The 15414-nt window shown below is 58.2% G+C and carries 15 protein-coding genes; 8 read left to right on the top strand and 7 right to left on the bottom strand.

Annotated features, from left to right (window positions below):
* Positions 1–20: 20 nt before the first annotated feature.
* From PMI30_RS27250 to PMI30_RS27265, 5 genes are all read left to right on the top strand, one after another.
* Complete coding sequence (locus PMI30_RS27250; protein WP_008005590.1) at positions 21–386, top strand: glycine zipper domain-containing protein; 366 nt, start codon at positions 21–23, stop codon at positions 384–386.
* Positions 387–573: 187 nt separating this feature from the next.
* On the top strand, positions 574–999 hold the full coding sequence (locus tag PMI30_RS27255; RefSeq protein ID WP_007902137.1) for a hypothetical protein: 426 nt from the start codon (positions 574–576) through the stop codon (positions 997–999).
* A gap of 129 nt (positions 1000–1128) precedes the next feature.
* Positions 1129–1299: a hypothetical protein gene (locus tag PMI30_RS31455; RefSeq protein ID WP_007902135.1), complete on the top strand. Its 171-nt coding sequence runs from the start codon at positions 1129–1131 to the stop codon at positions 1297–1299.
* A 108-nt stretch (positions 1300–1407) separates the two neighbouring features.
* Complete coding sequence (locus PMI30_RS27260; RefSeq protein ID WP_008005588.1) at positions 1408–1623, top strand: hypothetical protein; 216 nt, start codon at positions 1408–1410, stop codon at positions 1621–1623.
* A gap of 101 nt (positions 1624–1724) precedes the next feature.
* A complete protein-coding gene (locus PMI30_RS27265) occupies positions 1725–2081 on the top strand; it encodes a hypothetical protein (RefSeq protein ID WP_008005586.1) in 357 nt (118 codons plus the stop codon).
* A 54-nt stretch (positions 2082–2135) separates the two neighbouring features.
* On the opposite strand, the gene PMI30_RS31640 is transcribed toward PMI30_RS27265, so the two are convergent.
* Together PMI30_RS31640 and PMI30_RS27275 are read right to left on the bottom strand one after the other, a co-directional pair.
* Positions 2136–2534, bottom strand: coding sequence for a hypothetical protein (locus tag PMI30_RS31640; protein ID WP_008005584.1), 399 nt, complete (start codon positions 2532–2534; stop codon positions 2136–2138).
* Positions 2531–7408 (bottom strand): RHS repeat-associated core domain-containing protein, encoded by a 4878-nt coding sequence (locus PMI30_RS27275; RefSeq protein WP_008005582.1) that lies wholly within the window; start codon positions 7406–7408, stop codon positions 2531–2533. The genes PMI30_RS31640 and PMI30_RS27275 overlap by 4 nt, the downstream gene beginning before the upstream one ends.
* 263 nt (positions 7409–7671) lie before the next feature.
* Between PMI30_RS27275 and PMI30_RS27280 the strand changes: the two genes are divergently transcribed.
* The gene (locus PMI30_RS27280; RefSeq protein ID WP_007902125.1) at positions 7672–8367 is read left to right on the top strand and encodes an HAD-IA family hydrolase; all 696 of its coding nucleotides are present in this window, start codon (positions 7672–7674) and stop codon (positions 8365–8367) included.
* A 183-nt stretch (positions 8368–8550) separates the two neighbouring features.
* On the opposite strand, the gene PMI30_RS27285 is transcribed toward PMI30_RS27280, so the two are convergent.
* Positions 8551–9297 (bottom strand): 3-oxoacyl-ACP reductase family protein, encoded by a 747-nt coding sequence (locus PMI30_RS27285; protein WP_032834748.1) that lies wholly within the window; start codon positions 9295–9297, stop codon positions 8551–8553.
* 124 nt (positions 9298–9421) lie between these two features.
* On the opposite strand from PMI30_RS27285, the gene PMI30_RS27290 reads away from it, so the two are divergent.
* Entirely contained in the window at positions 9422–10345 is a 924-nt protein-coding gene (locus PMI30_RS27290) for a LysR family transcriptional regulator (RefSeq protein WP_008005578.1), read from the top strand.
* Positions 10346–10462: 117 nt separating this feature from the next.
* Here the strand turns inward: PMI30_RS27290 and PMI30_RS27295 are convergent, their stop codons facing one another.
* The 3 genes from PMI30_RS27295 to PMI30_RS27305 all read right to left on the bottom strand — a co-directional run bounded on the left by PMI30_RS27295 (position 10463) and on the right by PMI30_RS27305 (position 14106).
* A complete protein-coding gene (locus tag PMI30_RS27295; protein ID WP_008005576.1) occupies positions 10463–11191 on the bottom strand; it encodes an aspartate/glutamate racemase family protein in 729 nt (242 codons plus the stop codon).
* Positions 11192–11250: 59 nt separating this feature from the next.
* Positions 11251–12792 carry an NCS1 family nucleobase:cation symporter-1 gene (locus tag PMI30_RS27300; RefSeq protein ID WP_008005574.1) on the bottom strand — a complete coding sequence of 514 codons (1542 nt, stop codon included), beginning with the start codon at positions 12790–12792 and terminating at the stop codon, positions 11251–11253.
* Positions 12793–13365: 573 nt separating this feature from the next.
* Positions 13366–14106: a phosphoadenylyl-sulfate reductase gene (locus PMI30_RS27305; RefSeq protein WP_008005572.1), complete on the bottom strand. Its 741-nt coding sequence runs from the start codon at positions 14104–14106 to the stop codon at positions 13366–13368.
* A gap of 174 nt (positions 14107–14280) precedes the next feature.
* Here PMI30_RS27305 and thrH point away from each other — a divergent pair, with 174 nt between their 5' ends.
* The gene (thrH, locus tag PMI30_RS27310; protein WP_008005569.1) at positions 14281–14898 is read left to right on the top strand and encodes a bifunctional phosphoserine phosphatase/homoserine phosphotransferase ThrH; all 618 of its coding nucleotides are present in this window, start codon (positions 14281–14283) and stop codon (positions 14896–14898) included.
* Between the two features lie 97 nt (positions 14899–14995).
* On the opposite strand, the gene PMI30_RS27315 is transcribed toward thrH, so the two are convergent.
* Positions 14996–15414, bottom strand: a 419-nt coding sequence (locus PMI30_RS27315; RefSeq protein ID WP_008005567.1) for a chorismate-binding protein, incomplete at its 5' end; no start/stop codon positions are given.

Here is a 15414-nt window from a genome sequence, read left to right as displayed (position 1 = left end):
CCTTTTTTGAGGTTCTCGTTATGCGTTTGACACTGCCTGCTCTGGTTCTGGGCCTTTTGGTTGCTCAAGGTGCGATGGCTGCCGGTGATGGTACTGCCGCGCTCGGTGGTGGTCTGGGTGGCGCACTGGGTAATGTGATCGGCCAGAAAATGGGCGGCAGCACAGGTGCAGCGATTGGTGCTGGCGTAGCGGGCGCAGCCGGCAGTGCTGTTGCAGCCCGCAAAGGCAGCCGCACCAAAGCGGCCATTGGCGGCGGTGTCGGCGCGGCGGGCGGTTCGGTGATCGGCAACAGCCTGGGCGGCAAGACAGGTTCCACCATCGGCGCCGGCCTGGGTGGTGCATTGGGCGGCGGCGTGGGCAGCAATCTGTCCAAAAAGCGCCATTGATTCTGAAATGATTCGCTTAAAAAGCCCGGCTCGATGCCGGGCTTTTTCATTTTGGAACGTTTTTCCATTGTGCGGCTCAAATCTCGTACAGTCGGTATTTGCTTTGCTGTTCAACAGACGCAGATGCCAGACTGATGCCTATCCGCGGCACGATCTTCCCCCGATGCGGAAATTAGAGGTTCATATCATGCGTTTGACATTGTCCACGGTGGTTTTGGGACTTTTGATTGCTCAGGGTGCGATGGCTGCCGGCGACGGCACCGCTGCAGTGGGCGGTGGTCTTGGCGGCGCGTTGGGTAACGTGGTCGGCGGTCAACTAGGCGGCAGCACAGGAGCCGCGGTGGGTGCCGGCGTCGGCGGTGCGGCAGGTAGCGCGGTCGGTGCGCGCAAGGGCAGTCGAACAGAAGCGGCTGTTGGCGGCGGTATCGGCGCAGCGGGCGGCTCAGTGATCGGCAATAGCCTGGGCGGCTCCACCGGCTCGACCATTGGTGCGGGCCTGGGCGGTGCAGCCGGTGGCGCGGTGGGCAGCAACCTGGGTAATGACAGCGGCAGCTCGCATTCCGGTGGCGGCAACCACAAACACAAGCATAAAAATAAGTACAAGCATCGCTAACTCGATATCGAGTGACAGTAAAAACCCGGCTCAGCGCCGGGTTTTTTCGTATCTGTCACCAGGACTCTGGAACGTTTGCCTGTAGGACGCCTCGAACTTCATACACCCCTGAACGTTTTGAGGCATGTCATGACTCCGGAAACCGAAGGCATGGAAGATGAAGGTCCGATCAACGATCCTGGCAACGAAGATCCGGGGTCTCTGATGGACGACGCCACGGTGCCGCTCAACGATGCCGATGACGCAGGCGATGTGGGCAATTGCGAGTACGACGAATACGACGAGGAAGACGACGAGTGATCGTGCTTTGCGGTCGGACCGACCGATCATCTCTCTGATCGAACCGCGTCTAGGGTGTTGTCCTCGAAATGTCAGGATCTGCTTTTCAGGTCCATTGAGAGGTGCGTTATGAACGCTGATCCAAAAGACTCCGATATCGACGATACCCCCGAATATCCGCTGCCTTCCCCCACCAATCCCCTGAGTCGCGACCAGCGCCCGCCCGACGATGACGACACCGCTGTGGAGCAAGTACCCAGCGATGATGTGAAGCGCGGTGACGTGGAAGCCCATCCCGATGACCCGGACATTGCCGGTGACGATCTATCGGGAGAACCGAGCTGAAACCTGCGCAGCGATCCATCGCCGCTCGTCGTTTGTGCGGCATCTTTAAAAAGCGACCGCTGCCAGACATCAGGTAAAGCACTCTTTAAAGGAGGTGCGCCATGATCAGGTCAAAACTGACGACCCTGACAGTGGTCGGCTTATTGTCGATCAGTTCATTGGCGGCGTTTGCTCAATCTTCTGGCCGCGATGCGCCGGTCGACAAGGGCGGGATGCCGCCATACTCGGAAATGAATGCGGGCGCCTCGGATGGGAAGGTACCGCCACCGGACACCATTGGTGGTGGGAATGGTGGTGATGCCAGCGGGAGTAGCACCAGCCCGGGGGAGGGAAGTGGGTCGATGAGCGATGGCAGTTCGATGGGGAGTGGTTCTGGAAGTGGGTCTGGAGAGTCAGGTGATTTTGAGATAAATGAGACCGCTGGTGGAGCAGAAAGTGGAGGCAAAACCGGCGGTTAGAGTTTTTTTGATGCTAATCTAGCCCGGACATGAGCCGGGCTTTTGATCATATAACTAATCAGATTTTTCTGATTCAATCCAGTGTCTATAGAAAGATAATTGTTCATGCGGGTCGTTTGTTAGATTGTTATCCTCATAATCAAAGATATTAACTACATCGTTGAGTGATGACGTTTTACCCAATGTCAATTCATATGCTTTCAAGCCAAGTGACATCTGTGATGACATGCTTGAGGGATGTACGTTGATTTTTGACCCCTTGCAGAGAAATTGTATGTTGGGGTTGTCTTCTCGAAGGTGAGCGAAGCATTTATAAAAATTACTGTCTGAATATATTTTATTAAATCCGCTTTTCATTGTAAAAATTATAGTTACGCTTTTGTTGTCGCATGTGAGATTGGCGATTTCCTTTGTGCCGTCGATGCTTATGGTTATTTCAACCTTAAATATCATTTTTTTATTATCCTGTACGGATTAGGTATGGAGTAGCCGAGCTCTCTGCCATCATCAATGATTAGGGTGGCGCCAAGTACGTCGACATTTTCTATACGGTTAGCGATCGCTATCTCTTTTTCTGCTCCGAAAAGATAAGCTTGTCCAAGCTCTTTCTGCAAATCATATCCATCTATTTTTTTAAGAGTATAGAGGTAACCTACTTTTGTGTGATAACCGGTCGCGAAAAGTTTGCCAACATCTCGCGACGGCGACGTGCTGATGAAATTACTCGGTGGGTTTTCACTATCTATAGAGTGGAGTAATAGATCATTACTTTTCCCTTTGCTTTTAAAGCCGTTTTGAAATACATCATTGGGCTCTCGTTCATCCCCGCGGTATAAGTAATCCTCTTCTTTTTTAGGTGAAGGCGTTGTTGGCTCCCCCTCATCAACCCCCACCTTACCCGCCGGATCCTCATCCCCAAACGACGGCTTCTTACACCCATCCCCTCCAGGACACTCACTCAACCCCAGCGGATCAATCCAACCCGCCGGATTGCGCGTGTACTGATACCCGTTTAACCCGCCCGCCAGCTTGCTCGGGTCCGGTGTCAGATACCGGCCGACATCCGGATTGTAGTACCGGTGCCGGTTGTAATGCAGGCCGGTTTCCGCGTCGAAATACTGTCCTTGAAAGCGCAGCGGTTGATCGAGGACCTGGTGGGTGTCGCGGTTCAGGCGGGTGAGTCGGCCGTAGGCGGTGTATCGGGCGGCCCAGATGATGTCGCCGCTGTAGTCGGTGAGTTCTTGCGGTGTGCCGAGGTGGTCGAGTTGGTAGTAGAACGGGCAGGCTTGACGTGGGCCTTTGCCGTCGAGCATGGCCAGTGGACGGAATGTGCCGGGTTCGTAGATGTAGCTTCGATGGTGATCCTGGCTGTGTTCGGCGACGAGGTGGTCGCCTTGCCAGAAGAACTCGGTGGTTTTGCCGTCGACGGATTTGCTGGTACGGCGGCCGAAGGCGTCGTAGCGGTAAGTGGCTTGGCTGCCATTGGGCAGGGTGGCGCCGATCAACCGGTGCTGGCAGTCGTAGTGGTATTCGGTGACGAGTTTTTGCGCGGTGCCGCGACGCTCGCGGATCAGGTTGCCGAAGGCGTCGTAGTCGTAATGTCGATCGCCTTGCATCAGCAGGCGATTACCCAGCACCTTTGCAACGCCGGAACGATCCTGCATCAACAGGTTGCCCGCAGGGTCGTGGGCGAAGCTTTCCGGCGATTGATCACGGGAATGGCGGACGCGGATCAGGCGGTCGAGCGAGTCGTATTGGTAGCTGCGCTGGTCGTGGCGGGTGTCGGCGATGTGGTCGAGATTGCCGTTGGCGCTGTAGGCATAGTCGCGACGGTACAGCGGATGTTGATGTTGGCTGACGGCATGGGCCTTCAGCCGGCTCTGGTCGTCGTAGGCGTATTCGCTGAGCAACAGACCCTGTTGGCGGTTTTGTTCGCGACCGAAGGAAAACTGGTGGCTGGTGAGTCGTGTGCCATTGAGGTCAATGGCCGTCAGCGCGCCGCCCTTGGCGTGGTGGTAATCGAGTTTGCTGTTGTCTGGCAGGCGCAGGTGATTGAGTCGGCCGCACGCGTCGTAGCGGTAACGTAAGGTGCCCCAACTTTGGTGCTCGGTGATCAGCCGGTCCTGGGCGTCGTATTCGAACTCCAGCGGATGGTCTTGGCCGTCGTCGACACTGATCAGTCGGCCGAGGCGGTCGTAGCGGTACTTGACCTTGACGCCATCGGGCAGGGTCTTGACCAACAGACGTCCAGCCGAATCCCGTTGATAGCCGGTAACCAGTTGCGAACCGTCATCACCGAACTCGGTTTTCTCCTGCAGGTGGCCGTTGAGGTCGTAGCTATAAGCAGTACGGCGGCCGTCGAAGCCGGTTTCCTGTCGGATCAGGCCGTTGGGCGTGTAGTCCAGGCGATATTTTTCACCGGATTCATTTTCGATTTCTGTCAGCAGCAGCTGCGCGCTGTCGTAGCGATAACGCAGTTGCGTGCCATCGGGGTTGATCCGGCGGCTGACCAGGTGCAAATCGTCGGCGTATTCGTAGCGGGTGACGCGGCCCAGCTCATCGCTTTCAGCGGTGATCTTGCCGTAGGCGTTGTAACTGAAGGAGCGAGTGGCGCCGGTCGGCAGCGTCGTCTGAACCAGTCGACCGACGGCATCCCATTGGTACTGGGTGAGCGAACCGTGTTCGTCCTGACGGGTCGTCTGCCGGCCTAGCGCATCGTAGGAAAAGCGCCGCTGACCACCGTCCGGCAAGGTCTCTTCGAGCAACTGCCCCAAGGCGTTCCAGACGAACACATGCCGACTGGTGTCCGGGTAGCGGATTGACAGCAAACGCCCCTGAGCGTCGTGGTGATAGTGAGTGACCTGGCCATCCGGATCGGTGGCTTCGGTGACGTCTCCCTGAACATTGCGCTGATATTTCCACACCGCTTTGCCGTGATAGCGCGCATGCAGGAAACCGTTGCGGTATTCGTAGGATGTTGGCTCGTCTTCTGGCGGAATCAGCGCCACCAACCGACCGACTTCGTCATAACGGTATTCAGTAACGGCCCCGAGCGGATCCTGCTCGGCCACCAAGCGGCCCTGTTCGTCATAGGCCTTGAGGTGTTCGCCACCGTCCAGCTCAACCTTGCGCACCAGCCGCGCCCGATCATCGTGGACATAAATCTCTTCGCTGCCATCGATGTTCTGGACGGTCACGCCGCCCTGGTCGTCCCAGGCATAACGCGTGTCCATCTGGGAAAACGACGCCCAATGCCGGATGCAACGCGCCGCTTTGCCTGACCGTTCCCACTCCCAGAAGAAACTCGCGCCCCCGGCCAGTTGCCGCTGCAGGATCACGTGCCGGTCGTCGTAGTCGTAACGTTCGCTTTCACCGGCGGCGTTGGTCGCTTCAATCAACCGTTGGCGGGCGTCGTAGCGATAGAAAACCAGCGTCTGTTCTGTACGCCAGGCTTCATCCGGGGCATCGGTGGGATGAAACGACTGGTATTCAATGGCGACGAGGTGCCTGCGTTCATAGCAAAACAGCAGCGAACGGCCCGCGCCGTTATCGAGGCGTTGAATGCGATCCAGACGGTCACGAGTGATGTGGAGGCGGTTGTTGTAGGCGTCGCTGATCGCCGTTAAGCGCCCCTCTCGAAAGTGGTAGAACCGGCTCGTCTCGCCAGCCAGCGCGAGAATCAACTCCTCCGGTTCGCCTCCGAGGTAAATCGCCGCCCGCGAGAGGCTGTTGTGGATCACCGGGCGCTCGACACTCGGCAGCGGAAACGCCGTACGACGGTTTTCATGGTCGACCCAGACGACCTGTTTATCGTCCAGCTCCAACCGCTGTGCCAACGAATGGCTCCAACCCCAGCCCAGTCCGCAATCAATCTCCACCGCGCTGGTGCGGTACAACCGGGTAAAGGCAAACGGCAGTAGCCCATCCAGCGAGCCGTCGGTCAGGGTCAGCAGTTCTTCGCCGGTGACCATCGACACCGGGCAGTTGTTGGTGCAGGTCAGTGCCGCGCAATCGGCACTGTCGCCGTTGGGGTTTTTCGCCTGATTCGATGCATCGTCGTGAGGTTCGTGACGGCCCAGCCGGGTCATGGCGTCGGACTTGTCGCGAGCAATGGCAACCGGATTGTTCACCTGTACAACTGGAGAGTCGCCGGCACGGATCTGCAACGGAACCGTCGGTGCCGGTTTCAGTGGTGCATTGCGCGCGCTGACCACCAGCGGCTTGAGCGCGCCAGCGTGGGCTGTCAGGTCAGATTTGGCCGCCAGTTCGGCCAGCCGCAAACTGGCCCCCGCCAACCACTGCCGAGCCTGCCGGGACTGGATTTTGTCCAATACTTTGGCGCTCATGCCGAGCTTCAGGCCTGTAGGGCCGGTGAGGCGCACCAGCAGGAAACTGATCAACAGTTCTGTACGAATTTGCGCCACGACTTCGGCGATGTACTGCGGCGGCAGCATCCTCAGCCAACTGGTAAAGGCCGCGAGATGGATGAACATCAACGGTTCATCGCTCAACATCAGCAACACATTGGCGATGGCTTCAGCCGAAGCGTTCAGCAACGTCTCAAGCTCGCCTTGAGTCAGGTACTCAAGGAGTTTTTCGCTGTTGGTTTGCAGGTCTGCCAGCAGGGCGTAGACCTGCTTCACGTCATCCCACAAACCCTGCAGCGAACGCTCGAAGCCGCGCCAGTCGGCCTGTTGCAGCAGGCCGTAGCGCTGGGTGAACCCTGCCTCGGAAAACTCTGCCCACAACGGCTGGAATTCACTCGTCCATTCATTGCGCAACCAGCCTTCCAACTCGCCGATCACGCCTTGATAGGAGGCGTAGAGCGCTTTGACATGCTCAGCTGAAACATTGGGAAAAAAGGTGATGCGATAACGCTGGCCGCGCCAGCATTCGGGGATTTCAAGGATGCCGCTGGGACCAATGGTTTTGTGGACGGGCTCACCGAACGTCAGTTCACCATTACGCTGCGAGATAACCGGTTCGAGCATCACCGGCGTATTGCCGATCGGCACGAAACGCGCGGCCTCAAACAGGTGCACCAGGGTCAATGGACCGCTGGCCGGGCACATGGCGAGCGTCGAACTGACAGGGGCGGTGGAGTCCTTCGGTGCGCTGAGCCGGACTTCGTTGCCGACCTTGAATACCTGCTCGACACTCAGCGCCCCACCGCTCCAGAAGTTTTCCGCCCAGGCCTCGTAGTCGTTGAGGCAGAGTCGAAAATCACCGAGCAACGCTTCGACGTTCGGCTGCTCGGGGTTCATGGCGGCGACCACCAGCAGGCCGATGGCATTGTTCAAGGCCAGGACCTTGTCGGGTTCGAACATTCGCAGTCCCTCGCGCTGATTAATCTGGAGCGCAAGACTTTGCGGGGGATCAACGAGGAAAGAAGTCGGGAAAGGAGGTGTTTGGTGTAGGGGAAATCGCTAAATGATCGCGGGCGTCCCGACACAGTTTTTTGTATCCGCCAGGCATTGCCCGTTGCTCTCTGCCAACCGCGCTCGCTATGCTGCTGAACCCTTTAATCCATCACGGACCCGGTCGTGCCTGAGCCGCTCCTGGGATGTCATGAGAAAACGGATCAGATGCGATGAATGCACCCTTGGATGAGTTCGGCCCGATCAAGGCCGTGATTTTCGATATGGACGGCTTGTTGCTGGACACCGAGGGCATTTACACCGAGGTCACGTCCATCATTGCCGGGCGCTATGGCCGGACCTTCGACTGGAGCGTCAAACAGAACATCATCGGTCGTGGCGCGGGTGATCTGGCGCGCTATGTGGTCGAGGCGCTGGACCTGCCAATTACAGCCGAAGAGTTTCTGGTGATCCGCGAACCGCTGATGCGCGAGCGTTTTCCGACGGCGCTGGCGATGCCTGGCGCAGAGGAGCTGGTTCGGCACTTGAAGGCCAACAACATTCCTATTGCGGTGGGCACCAGTTCTTCACGTCAGTCGTTCGGCCAGAAAACCACCTTGCACCGCGACTGGTTTGCGCTGTTCGACTTCATCGTCACCGCGGATGACCCGGAAGTGGGCGCGGCCAAACCGGCGCCGGATATCTTCCTGACGGCGGCGCGGCGCCTGGGTGTCGCGCCTGAGGATTGCCTGGTGTTCGAGGATTCACCGTTTGGCGTCACCGCAGCGAAAGCGGCGGGGATGACGGCGATTGCGATCCCGGATGCGGCGATGGCCGACGAAAAGTACGCACACGCCGATGGCATTCTTCGTACGTTGAAGGCGTTCAAGCCCAGCGCATGTGGCCTGCCGGCACTTGAGTGGGCTTAACACCGGTAAATGTGGGCGCGGGCTAATGTGGCGAGGGGCTTGCCCCCGTTGGGGCGCGAAGCACCCCTGAAACCAGTCACAGCGGTCTTGAATTAGAACGCGGTTACCTGTTTTACGACTGCTTCGCAGTCGGACGGGGGCAAGCCCCCTCGCCACATAAACCCACTTCCACAGTGACCTGCATCAGGCGCCGAAACCACCGTCGATGGTCAGGCTGGCACCGGTGATGTAGCCGGCTTCGGGACCAACAAGATAAGCGACGAAGCTGGCGATTTCTTCCACTCTTCCGTAACGACCCACGGCCATCAGCGGGATCAGGCTTTCAGCAAAGTCGCCACTGGCGGGGTTCATGTCAGTATCGACCGGGCCTGGTTGCACGTTGTTGATGGTGATACCCCGTGGGCCGAGGTCGCGAGCCAACCCTTTGGTCAGGCCGACCAGCGCCGATTTGCTCATGGCGTACGGGCCACCACCAGCGAAGGGCATGCGCTCGGCATTGGTGCTGCCGATGTTAATGATGCGGCCGCCTTCGGTCATATGTTTGGCCGCTTCCTGGGTGGCGATAAACACGCTGCGTACGTTGATGGCCAGGGTCTGGTCGAAGTCTTCGAGTTTGAAGTCTTCCAGCGGTGCGACGGCCAGAACGCCTGCGTTGTTGACCAGGATGTCCAGGCGACCGAAGGCTTCGACGGTGGCATTAACGGCATTACGAATGGCGACGGCATCGGCGCTGTCGGCCTTGATGGCCAGGGCTTTGCCACCGGCGCTGGTGATGCTGTTTTGCAGCTCTTCGGCTTTGGCGGTGGAGCTGACGTAAGTGAAGGCGACGGTAGCGCCTTCGGCGGCCAGGCGTTTGACGATGGCAGCACCGATGCCGCGTGAACCGCCTTGAATCAGAGCTACTTTACCGCTGAGGTGTTGAGTGGTCATGTCGATCTCCAGAAATTCAAGGCGGGCTGCCTTGTTGTTGGAGTCGAGTATCGGCCTCGCAATACGCTCCGGGTAGACCGTCATTGCTATAGTCTGTGTAAACCAAAAGTTTATAGTGGCGCTTATGGAAACCTTCAGCAGTATCGAATGCTTTGTGCGTAGCGCCGAGGTTGGCAGCTTCGCCGAAGCTGCGCGGCGCTTGAGCCTGACGCCGGCGGCGGTGGGTAAGAGCGTTGCCAAACTGGAGGCGCGACTGGGTGTACGGCTGTTCCAGCGCAGCACGCGTAGCCTGACACTGACTGAGGCCGGCCAGCTGTTTCTCGGCGAAGTCAGTGCCAGCCTGCACACGATCCAGAATGCCGTGGCCAACCTGGCCAGCGCCGAAGGACGTCCGGCAGGCACGCTCAAGGTCAGTATGGGGACGGTGTTCGGACGTTTGTACATCGTGCCGTTGCTGGGCGAGTTTCTGCAGCGCTTTCCAGCGATCAACCCGGACTGGCATTTCGATAACCGCCAGGTCGACCTGATCGGCCAGGGTTTCGATGCGGCGATTGGTGGCGGATTCGAACTGCCCCAAGGGGTGGTGGCGCGAAAGCTGACGCCCGCCCATCGGGTGTTGGTGGCTTCAGCCGAGTACCTCGCGGGGCACGAGACGATCGTCGAGCCTGACGACCTCAAAAACCACGATGGCATCTTGATACGCTCACCGCAGACGGGGCGCGTGCGTTCCTGGCAGTTGACCAGTCGCACTCGGCAACACAGCCCGCTAACGCTCAAGGCGCGGATGACCATGAGCGATTCGGAAGCCGCCTGCGCCACGGCGGCTCAGGGGTTGGGCATTGCGTTGGTGAGCATGCCGTTTGCCGTGGGCTATCTGGATGCGGGGACGTTGCAGCGAGTGTTGCCCGACTGGTACGTCGACGACGGCAACATCTCCATCTATTACGCCGAACACAAACTGCTGCCGGGCAAGACCCGGGCGTTTGTCGATTTCATCATTGAGCAGTTTGCGGAGCAGGGGTTGGGGACACGGTTTAGTGCTCTTTGAACCAGGCTTAAGACCGCGTCATCGTTCATCGCGAGCAGGCTCGCTCCCACAGGGGATTTATGAACACCACAGACCCCATGTGGGAGCGAGCCTGCTCGCGATGAACGATAACGCGGTCTACCTGCCAAACCGCCCCGGCCAACCAATAATGGTCTTCGGCCGAGGCGTCGCATACGTCCGCACTTTCGACGTCGACAACCCCAACCGCACCAGCGATTCGGCAATGGTCACCGCCGCTGTCACGCCATCCACCACGGGCACGCCGGTGCGCCGACGAATCTGCTCATCCAGCCCCGCCATGCCGCCGCATCCCAGGCAGATCACCTCGGCCTTGTCTTCACTCACCGCCAGTTCCGCCTGCCGAACAATTGCCTCCAGCGCACGCTCTGGATCGGATTCCAGTTCCAATACCGCCAAACCACTGGCCCGCACCGATGCACAACGGTCCCAGAGGCCGGACAGTTTGAGGCGATCCTCGATCAGCGGCACGGTGCGGTCCAGGGTGGTGACCACCGAGTAGGCATGCCCGAGGAACATCGCGGTGCTGGCGCCAGCATCGGTGATGTCCACTACCGGCACGTTGAGCAACTCCTGCAAACCTTCGCGGCCGTGCTCGCCATAACCGGCCTGGATAACCGCATCGAAGGGCTGATCGTAGGACATGACCCGATCCATCACCGCAATAGCAGCCAGATAACTTTCGAAATTGCCTTCGATGGAGTCGGCACCAAAATGCGGGGTCAGGCCAATGATTTCCGTGCCGGGCGAGGCTACGGACTGGGCCTGGCGGGCAATGGCCTGGGTAATGGATTCGGTAGTGTTGACGTTGACCACGAGAATTCGCATGGGAGGTCCTTTTATAGCGAGGTGGTTCTGCGGCCCGATGTTGCCGGACCGCCCGGGGATCAATGGCTGACGTTATCGACCGCGATGGCTTCACCGCTGACATCTGCGTAGTAAGGCTGCCGTTTGGCGATGATCAGGTAGAGCATCCCTGCAATCGCAGCGCCAATCAGCCAGGAGAACGGTGAAATGCTGTCGAAACCTGGCACCAGGGCCAGGACAATGGCGATCAAGGCTGCCGGAATGAACGCCGCCACGGCCCGCAAATTGACCCCATGGCTGTAGTAATAATCGCCATTGGGATCTTCGCTGTACAACTGTGGCACGTTGATCCGGCCTTTTCGTACCTGCCAGTAGTCGACCATGATCACCCCGTACAACGGGCCGAGCAGGGCGCCGAGGCCGGACAGGAAATAGACGATCACCAGCGGGCTGTTGTAGAGGTTCCACGGCAGGATCAGCACCGCAATCGTCGCACTGATCAGCCCGGCGCGGCGGAAGGTCAGGTACTTGGGCGCCAGATTACTCAATACGAAGGCCGGGGCCACGAAGTTGGCCATGATGTTCACCGCCACGGTGACAATCAGGAACGCCAGGCAACCGAGTACCAGAAAGAAGGTGTTGGGAATCGACGCGATGATCTCCGTCGGGCTTTCGATGATCCGGCCATTGATCTGAAATTGCGCACCGCACAGTAGGACCGTGATCCCGGCGAATACCAGAATGTTGACGGGCAGGCCCCAGAAGTTACCGACCCGGATGGTCTTGCGGCAGGGCGAAGAGCGGGCGAAGTCACAGAAATTCAGGATCAGCGTGCCGTAGATCGACAGCCACAATGCGCCGCCGGCAAAGATATTGCGCCACATCTCGCCACCGCTAAGCGGCTCGCGAATCGACCAGGCGATGGTTGCGTTGGCCTGGAAATACATCCACCCGGCAAGCGCGGCGACGGTCAGCAAAATCACCGGGCCGGCAAACGCCTCGTAGCGTCGCACCATCTCCATGCCATAGGCCAGGATCGCCAACTGCACGAACCAGATCGCCACGAAACACACCCAACCCAGGCTTGACAGCCCGAGGATCGAGTCGTGGTCGTAATCGGCGAAGCCGGGGTGCACCGCCGTCAGTAATACACGAAAGACCACTGACGCCAGGTACGTCTGAATCCCGAACCAGGCAATGGCGATAACGGCGCGAATCAATGCAGGAATTTGCGCCCCATGGATGCCGAAACTGATCCGGCTGATCACCGGAAACGGCACACCGGTTTTCTGGCCCATGTAACCGGAAAGGTTCATGAAGCCATACACCAGTGCCGCGCCGATTCCCAGGGACAGCAGAATCTGCCAGCCGCCCAAGCCTAGTGCATACAGGCCAATGGCGAAGGAGTAGTTGGCAATGTTGTGCACGTCATTCGTCCACAACGCAAAGATACTGTAACGACCCCAACGCCGGCCTTCAGCCTTGGTCGGCGCCAAGTCCTTGTTGTGCAGACGGGGGCTGAGTACCACGGGTGGTTGAAGTGTTTGATCGTGAATGACGGACGTGGAAAGTGAAGAGGGCAGATCCAGCGCGATGTTGTTATTGGGCAGGCTAGTACGCATTCCGGCAGGCTCCAGAAGCTCGTGGCCGCGATGACTGTGCATGAGCGTGGGCTCGACAAATCTTCGTCGCGGGCGGAAGAGCATCATTGGTTACGGGGCATCTGCAGCCTGTACGGGATAGGGCGCTTCAGGCTTGCGGATCTAAAGTGTGTGTATGTTTTAGTATTTATTGTATACAAAACATGTATTCACTTAAGCCATATCTGTGCCAGTCATTGATCTATGAATTACTTGGATAATTTCGTTTTGTTATTGATTGAAACTAAGTAGTTGAAAAGTTGGCACTATAAATTGACCGATTGAACAGGTATTTATTTTCGGCGGGGTTTTGTGGGAATGATCGACTGAGAACGTCAGAACAGGGGAATGTAACTTTTGGGGGCGCTGAAACTAAAAGTGCACACATAAATGGCACCGATGGTGACATTTATGTGTACACGTTTTGAGGTGAAGCACTGACCTGTGGGAGCGAGCCTGCTCGCGATGACGGACTGATATTCAACATTGAATTATCGGGTCCATCGCTATCGCGAGCAGGCTCGCTCCCACAAGGAGGATTGCATAGGGCGGGGATTACGCCTTGGATTTGCTGATGATATTGCCCGCATGCAGCCCGCATTCTTTCTGCGTAGCTTCTTCCCACCACCAACGACCTTCGCGCTCATGCTGGTTCGGCAACACCGGACGGGTGCAAGGCTCGCAGCCGATGCTGATGAAGCCGCGCTCATGCAGGCTGTTGTACGGCAGCTCCAGCATGCGGATGTAGCCCCAGATCTCTTCGCTGGTCATTTGCGCCAGCGGATTGAATTTGTACAGGGTGCGTTCCGGGGTGGAGAACGCGGTATCGATTTCCAGCACCGCGACCGCGCTACGGGTACCCGGGCTCTGGTCCCGACGCTGGCCGGTGGCCCAGGCGGTCACGCCCGAGAGCTTGCGACGCAACGGCTCGATCTTGCGGATGCCGCAGCATTCGCCATGACCGTCCTTGTAGAAACTGAACAGGCCCTTTTCCTTCACGAAAGGTTCGAGCTTGGTGTAGTCCGGCGACACGATTTCGATATCGATCTTGTAGTGCTCGCGCACCTGTTCGATAAAGCGGTAGGTCTCGGGGTGCAAGCGGCCGGTGTCGAGACTGAACACTTTGACGTTTTTGTTCAGCTTCCAGGCCATGTCCACCAGCACCACATCCTCGGCGCCGCTGAAAGATATCCACAGGTCATCGCCGAACTCGGCGAACGCGAGTTTCAGGATGTCCTGGGCGGATTTGTTGGCATAGGTCGTGGCGAGTTCCACGACATCGAACGATGGGCTCATCAGGGCGGCTTCCTACAGGTCGGTGGCGCTGGGCGCTCTATATGTGCCTGATGGTAACAAAATCCTGCGGCGGCTGGTGCGCCCTCTGCGTTGCACAGAGGAGGGCGAGTCGCTAGAGTTCGGCAGTCCTTTTGATCGCTCGACTCAATAAACAGTACAAAATGGGAGTGTCTTGTGGAAATTGCCTGTCTGGATCTTGAAGGTGTGCTGGTCCCGGAAATCTGGATCGCCTTTGCCGAAAAAACCGGGATCGACTCCCTCAGGGCCACCACTCGGGACATTCCCGACTATGACGTGTTGATGAAGCAGCGCCTGCGGATTCTCGACGAGCACGGCCTGAAGCTTTCCGACATCCAGGAAGTGATCGCCACGCTCAAGCCTCTGGACGGCGCCAGTGAGTTCGTCGACTGGCTGCGTGAGCGCTTTCAGGTGGTGATTCTGTCGGACACTTTTTACGAATTCTCCCAGCCACTGATGCGTCAGCTGGGCTTCCCGACCTTGCTTTGCCATCGTCTGATTACCGACGATGCCGGTCGGGTCACGGGCTATCAGTTGCGTCAGAAAGATCCCAAGCGGCAGTCGGTGTTGGCGTTCAAGAGCCTCTATTACCGGGTGATCGCGGCGGGCGATTCCTATAACGACACGACGATGCTGGGCGAGGCGGATGCCGGGATTCTGTTCCATGCGCCGGACAATGTGATTCGCGAGTTTCCACAGTTCCCGGCGGTGCACAGCTTTGCGCAGTTGAAGCAGGAATTCATCAAGGCTTCGAATCGGGCGTTGAGTTTGTAATCGTTTTCGAGGACGCCTTCGCGGGCAAGCCTCGCTCCTACAGGATTTCCGGCGAACGGCACAAATCCTGTAGGAGCGAGGCTTGCCCGCGAAGCTTTTAAAGGCCCCGCAAAGTGTCGAGCAACACCTTCACCTTGGTAATCGATTCCTGATATTCCGCCTGCCAGTCCGAGTCCGCGACGATTCCACCACCACCCCAGCAGCACACCTGCCCATCCTTGACCAGCAAACTGCGAATGGCGATGGAGCTGTCCATCTCGCCGCGCACGTCCAGGTACAGCAATGAACCGCAATACAACCCACGACGGGTCGGTTCCAGCTCATCGATGATCTGCATGGCCCTAATCTTTGGCGCGCCGGTAATCGAGCCGCCAGGGAAGCTGCCGGCGATCAGATCCAGCGCATCCTTGTCATCCGCCAGCTCGCCGGTAACGCTGCTCACCAGGTGATGCACGTTCGGGTAGCTTTCCAGACTGAACAACTCCGGCACCCGTACCGAGCCGATACGGCAGGGGG

Origin of the sequence: Pseudomonas sp. GM50 (assembly GCF_000282375.1) — a bacterium.
In the GTDB taxonomy this organism is placed as follows: domain Bacteria; phylum Pseudomonadota; class Gammaproteobacteria; order Pseudomonadales; family Pseudomonadaceae; genus Aquipseudomonas.
This window is presented reverse-complemented; position numbering and strand designations above follow the sequence as displayed.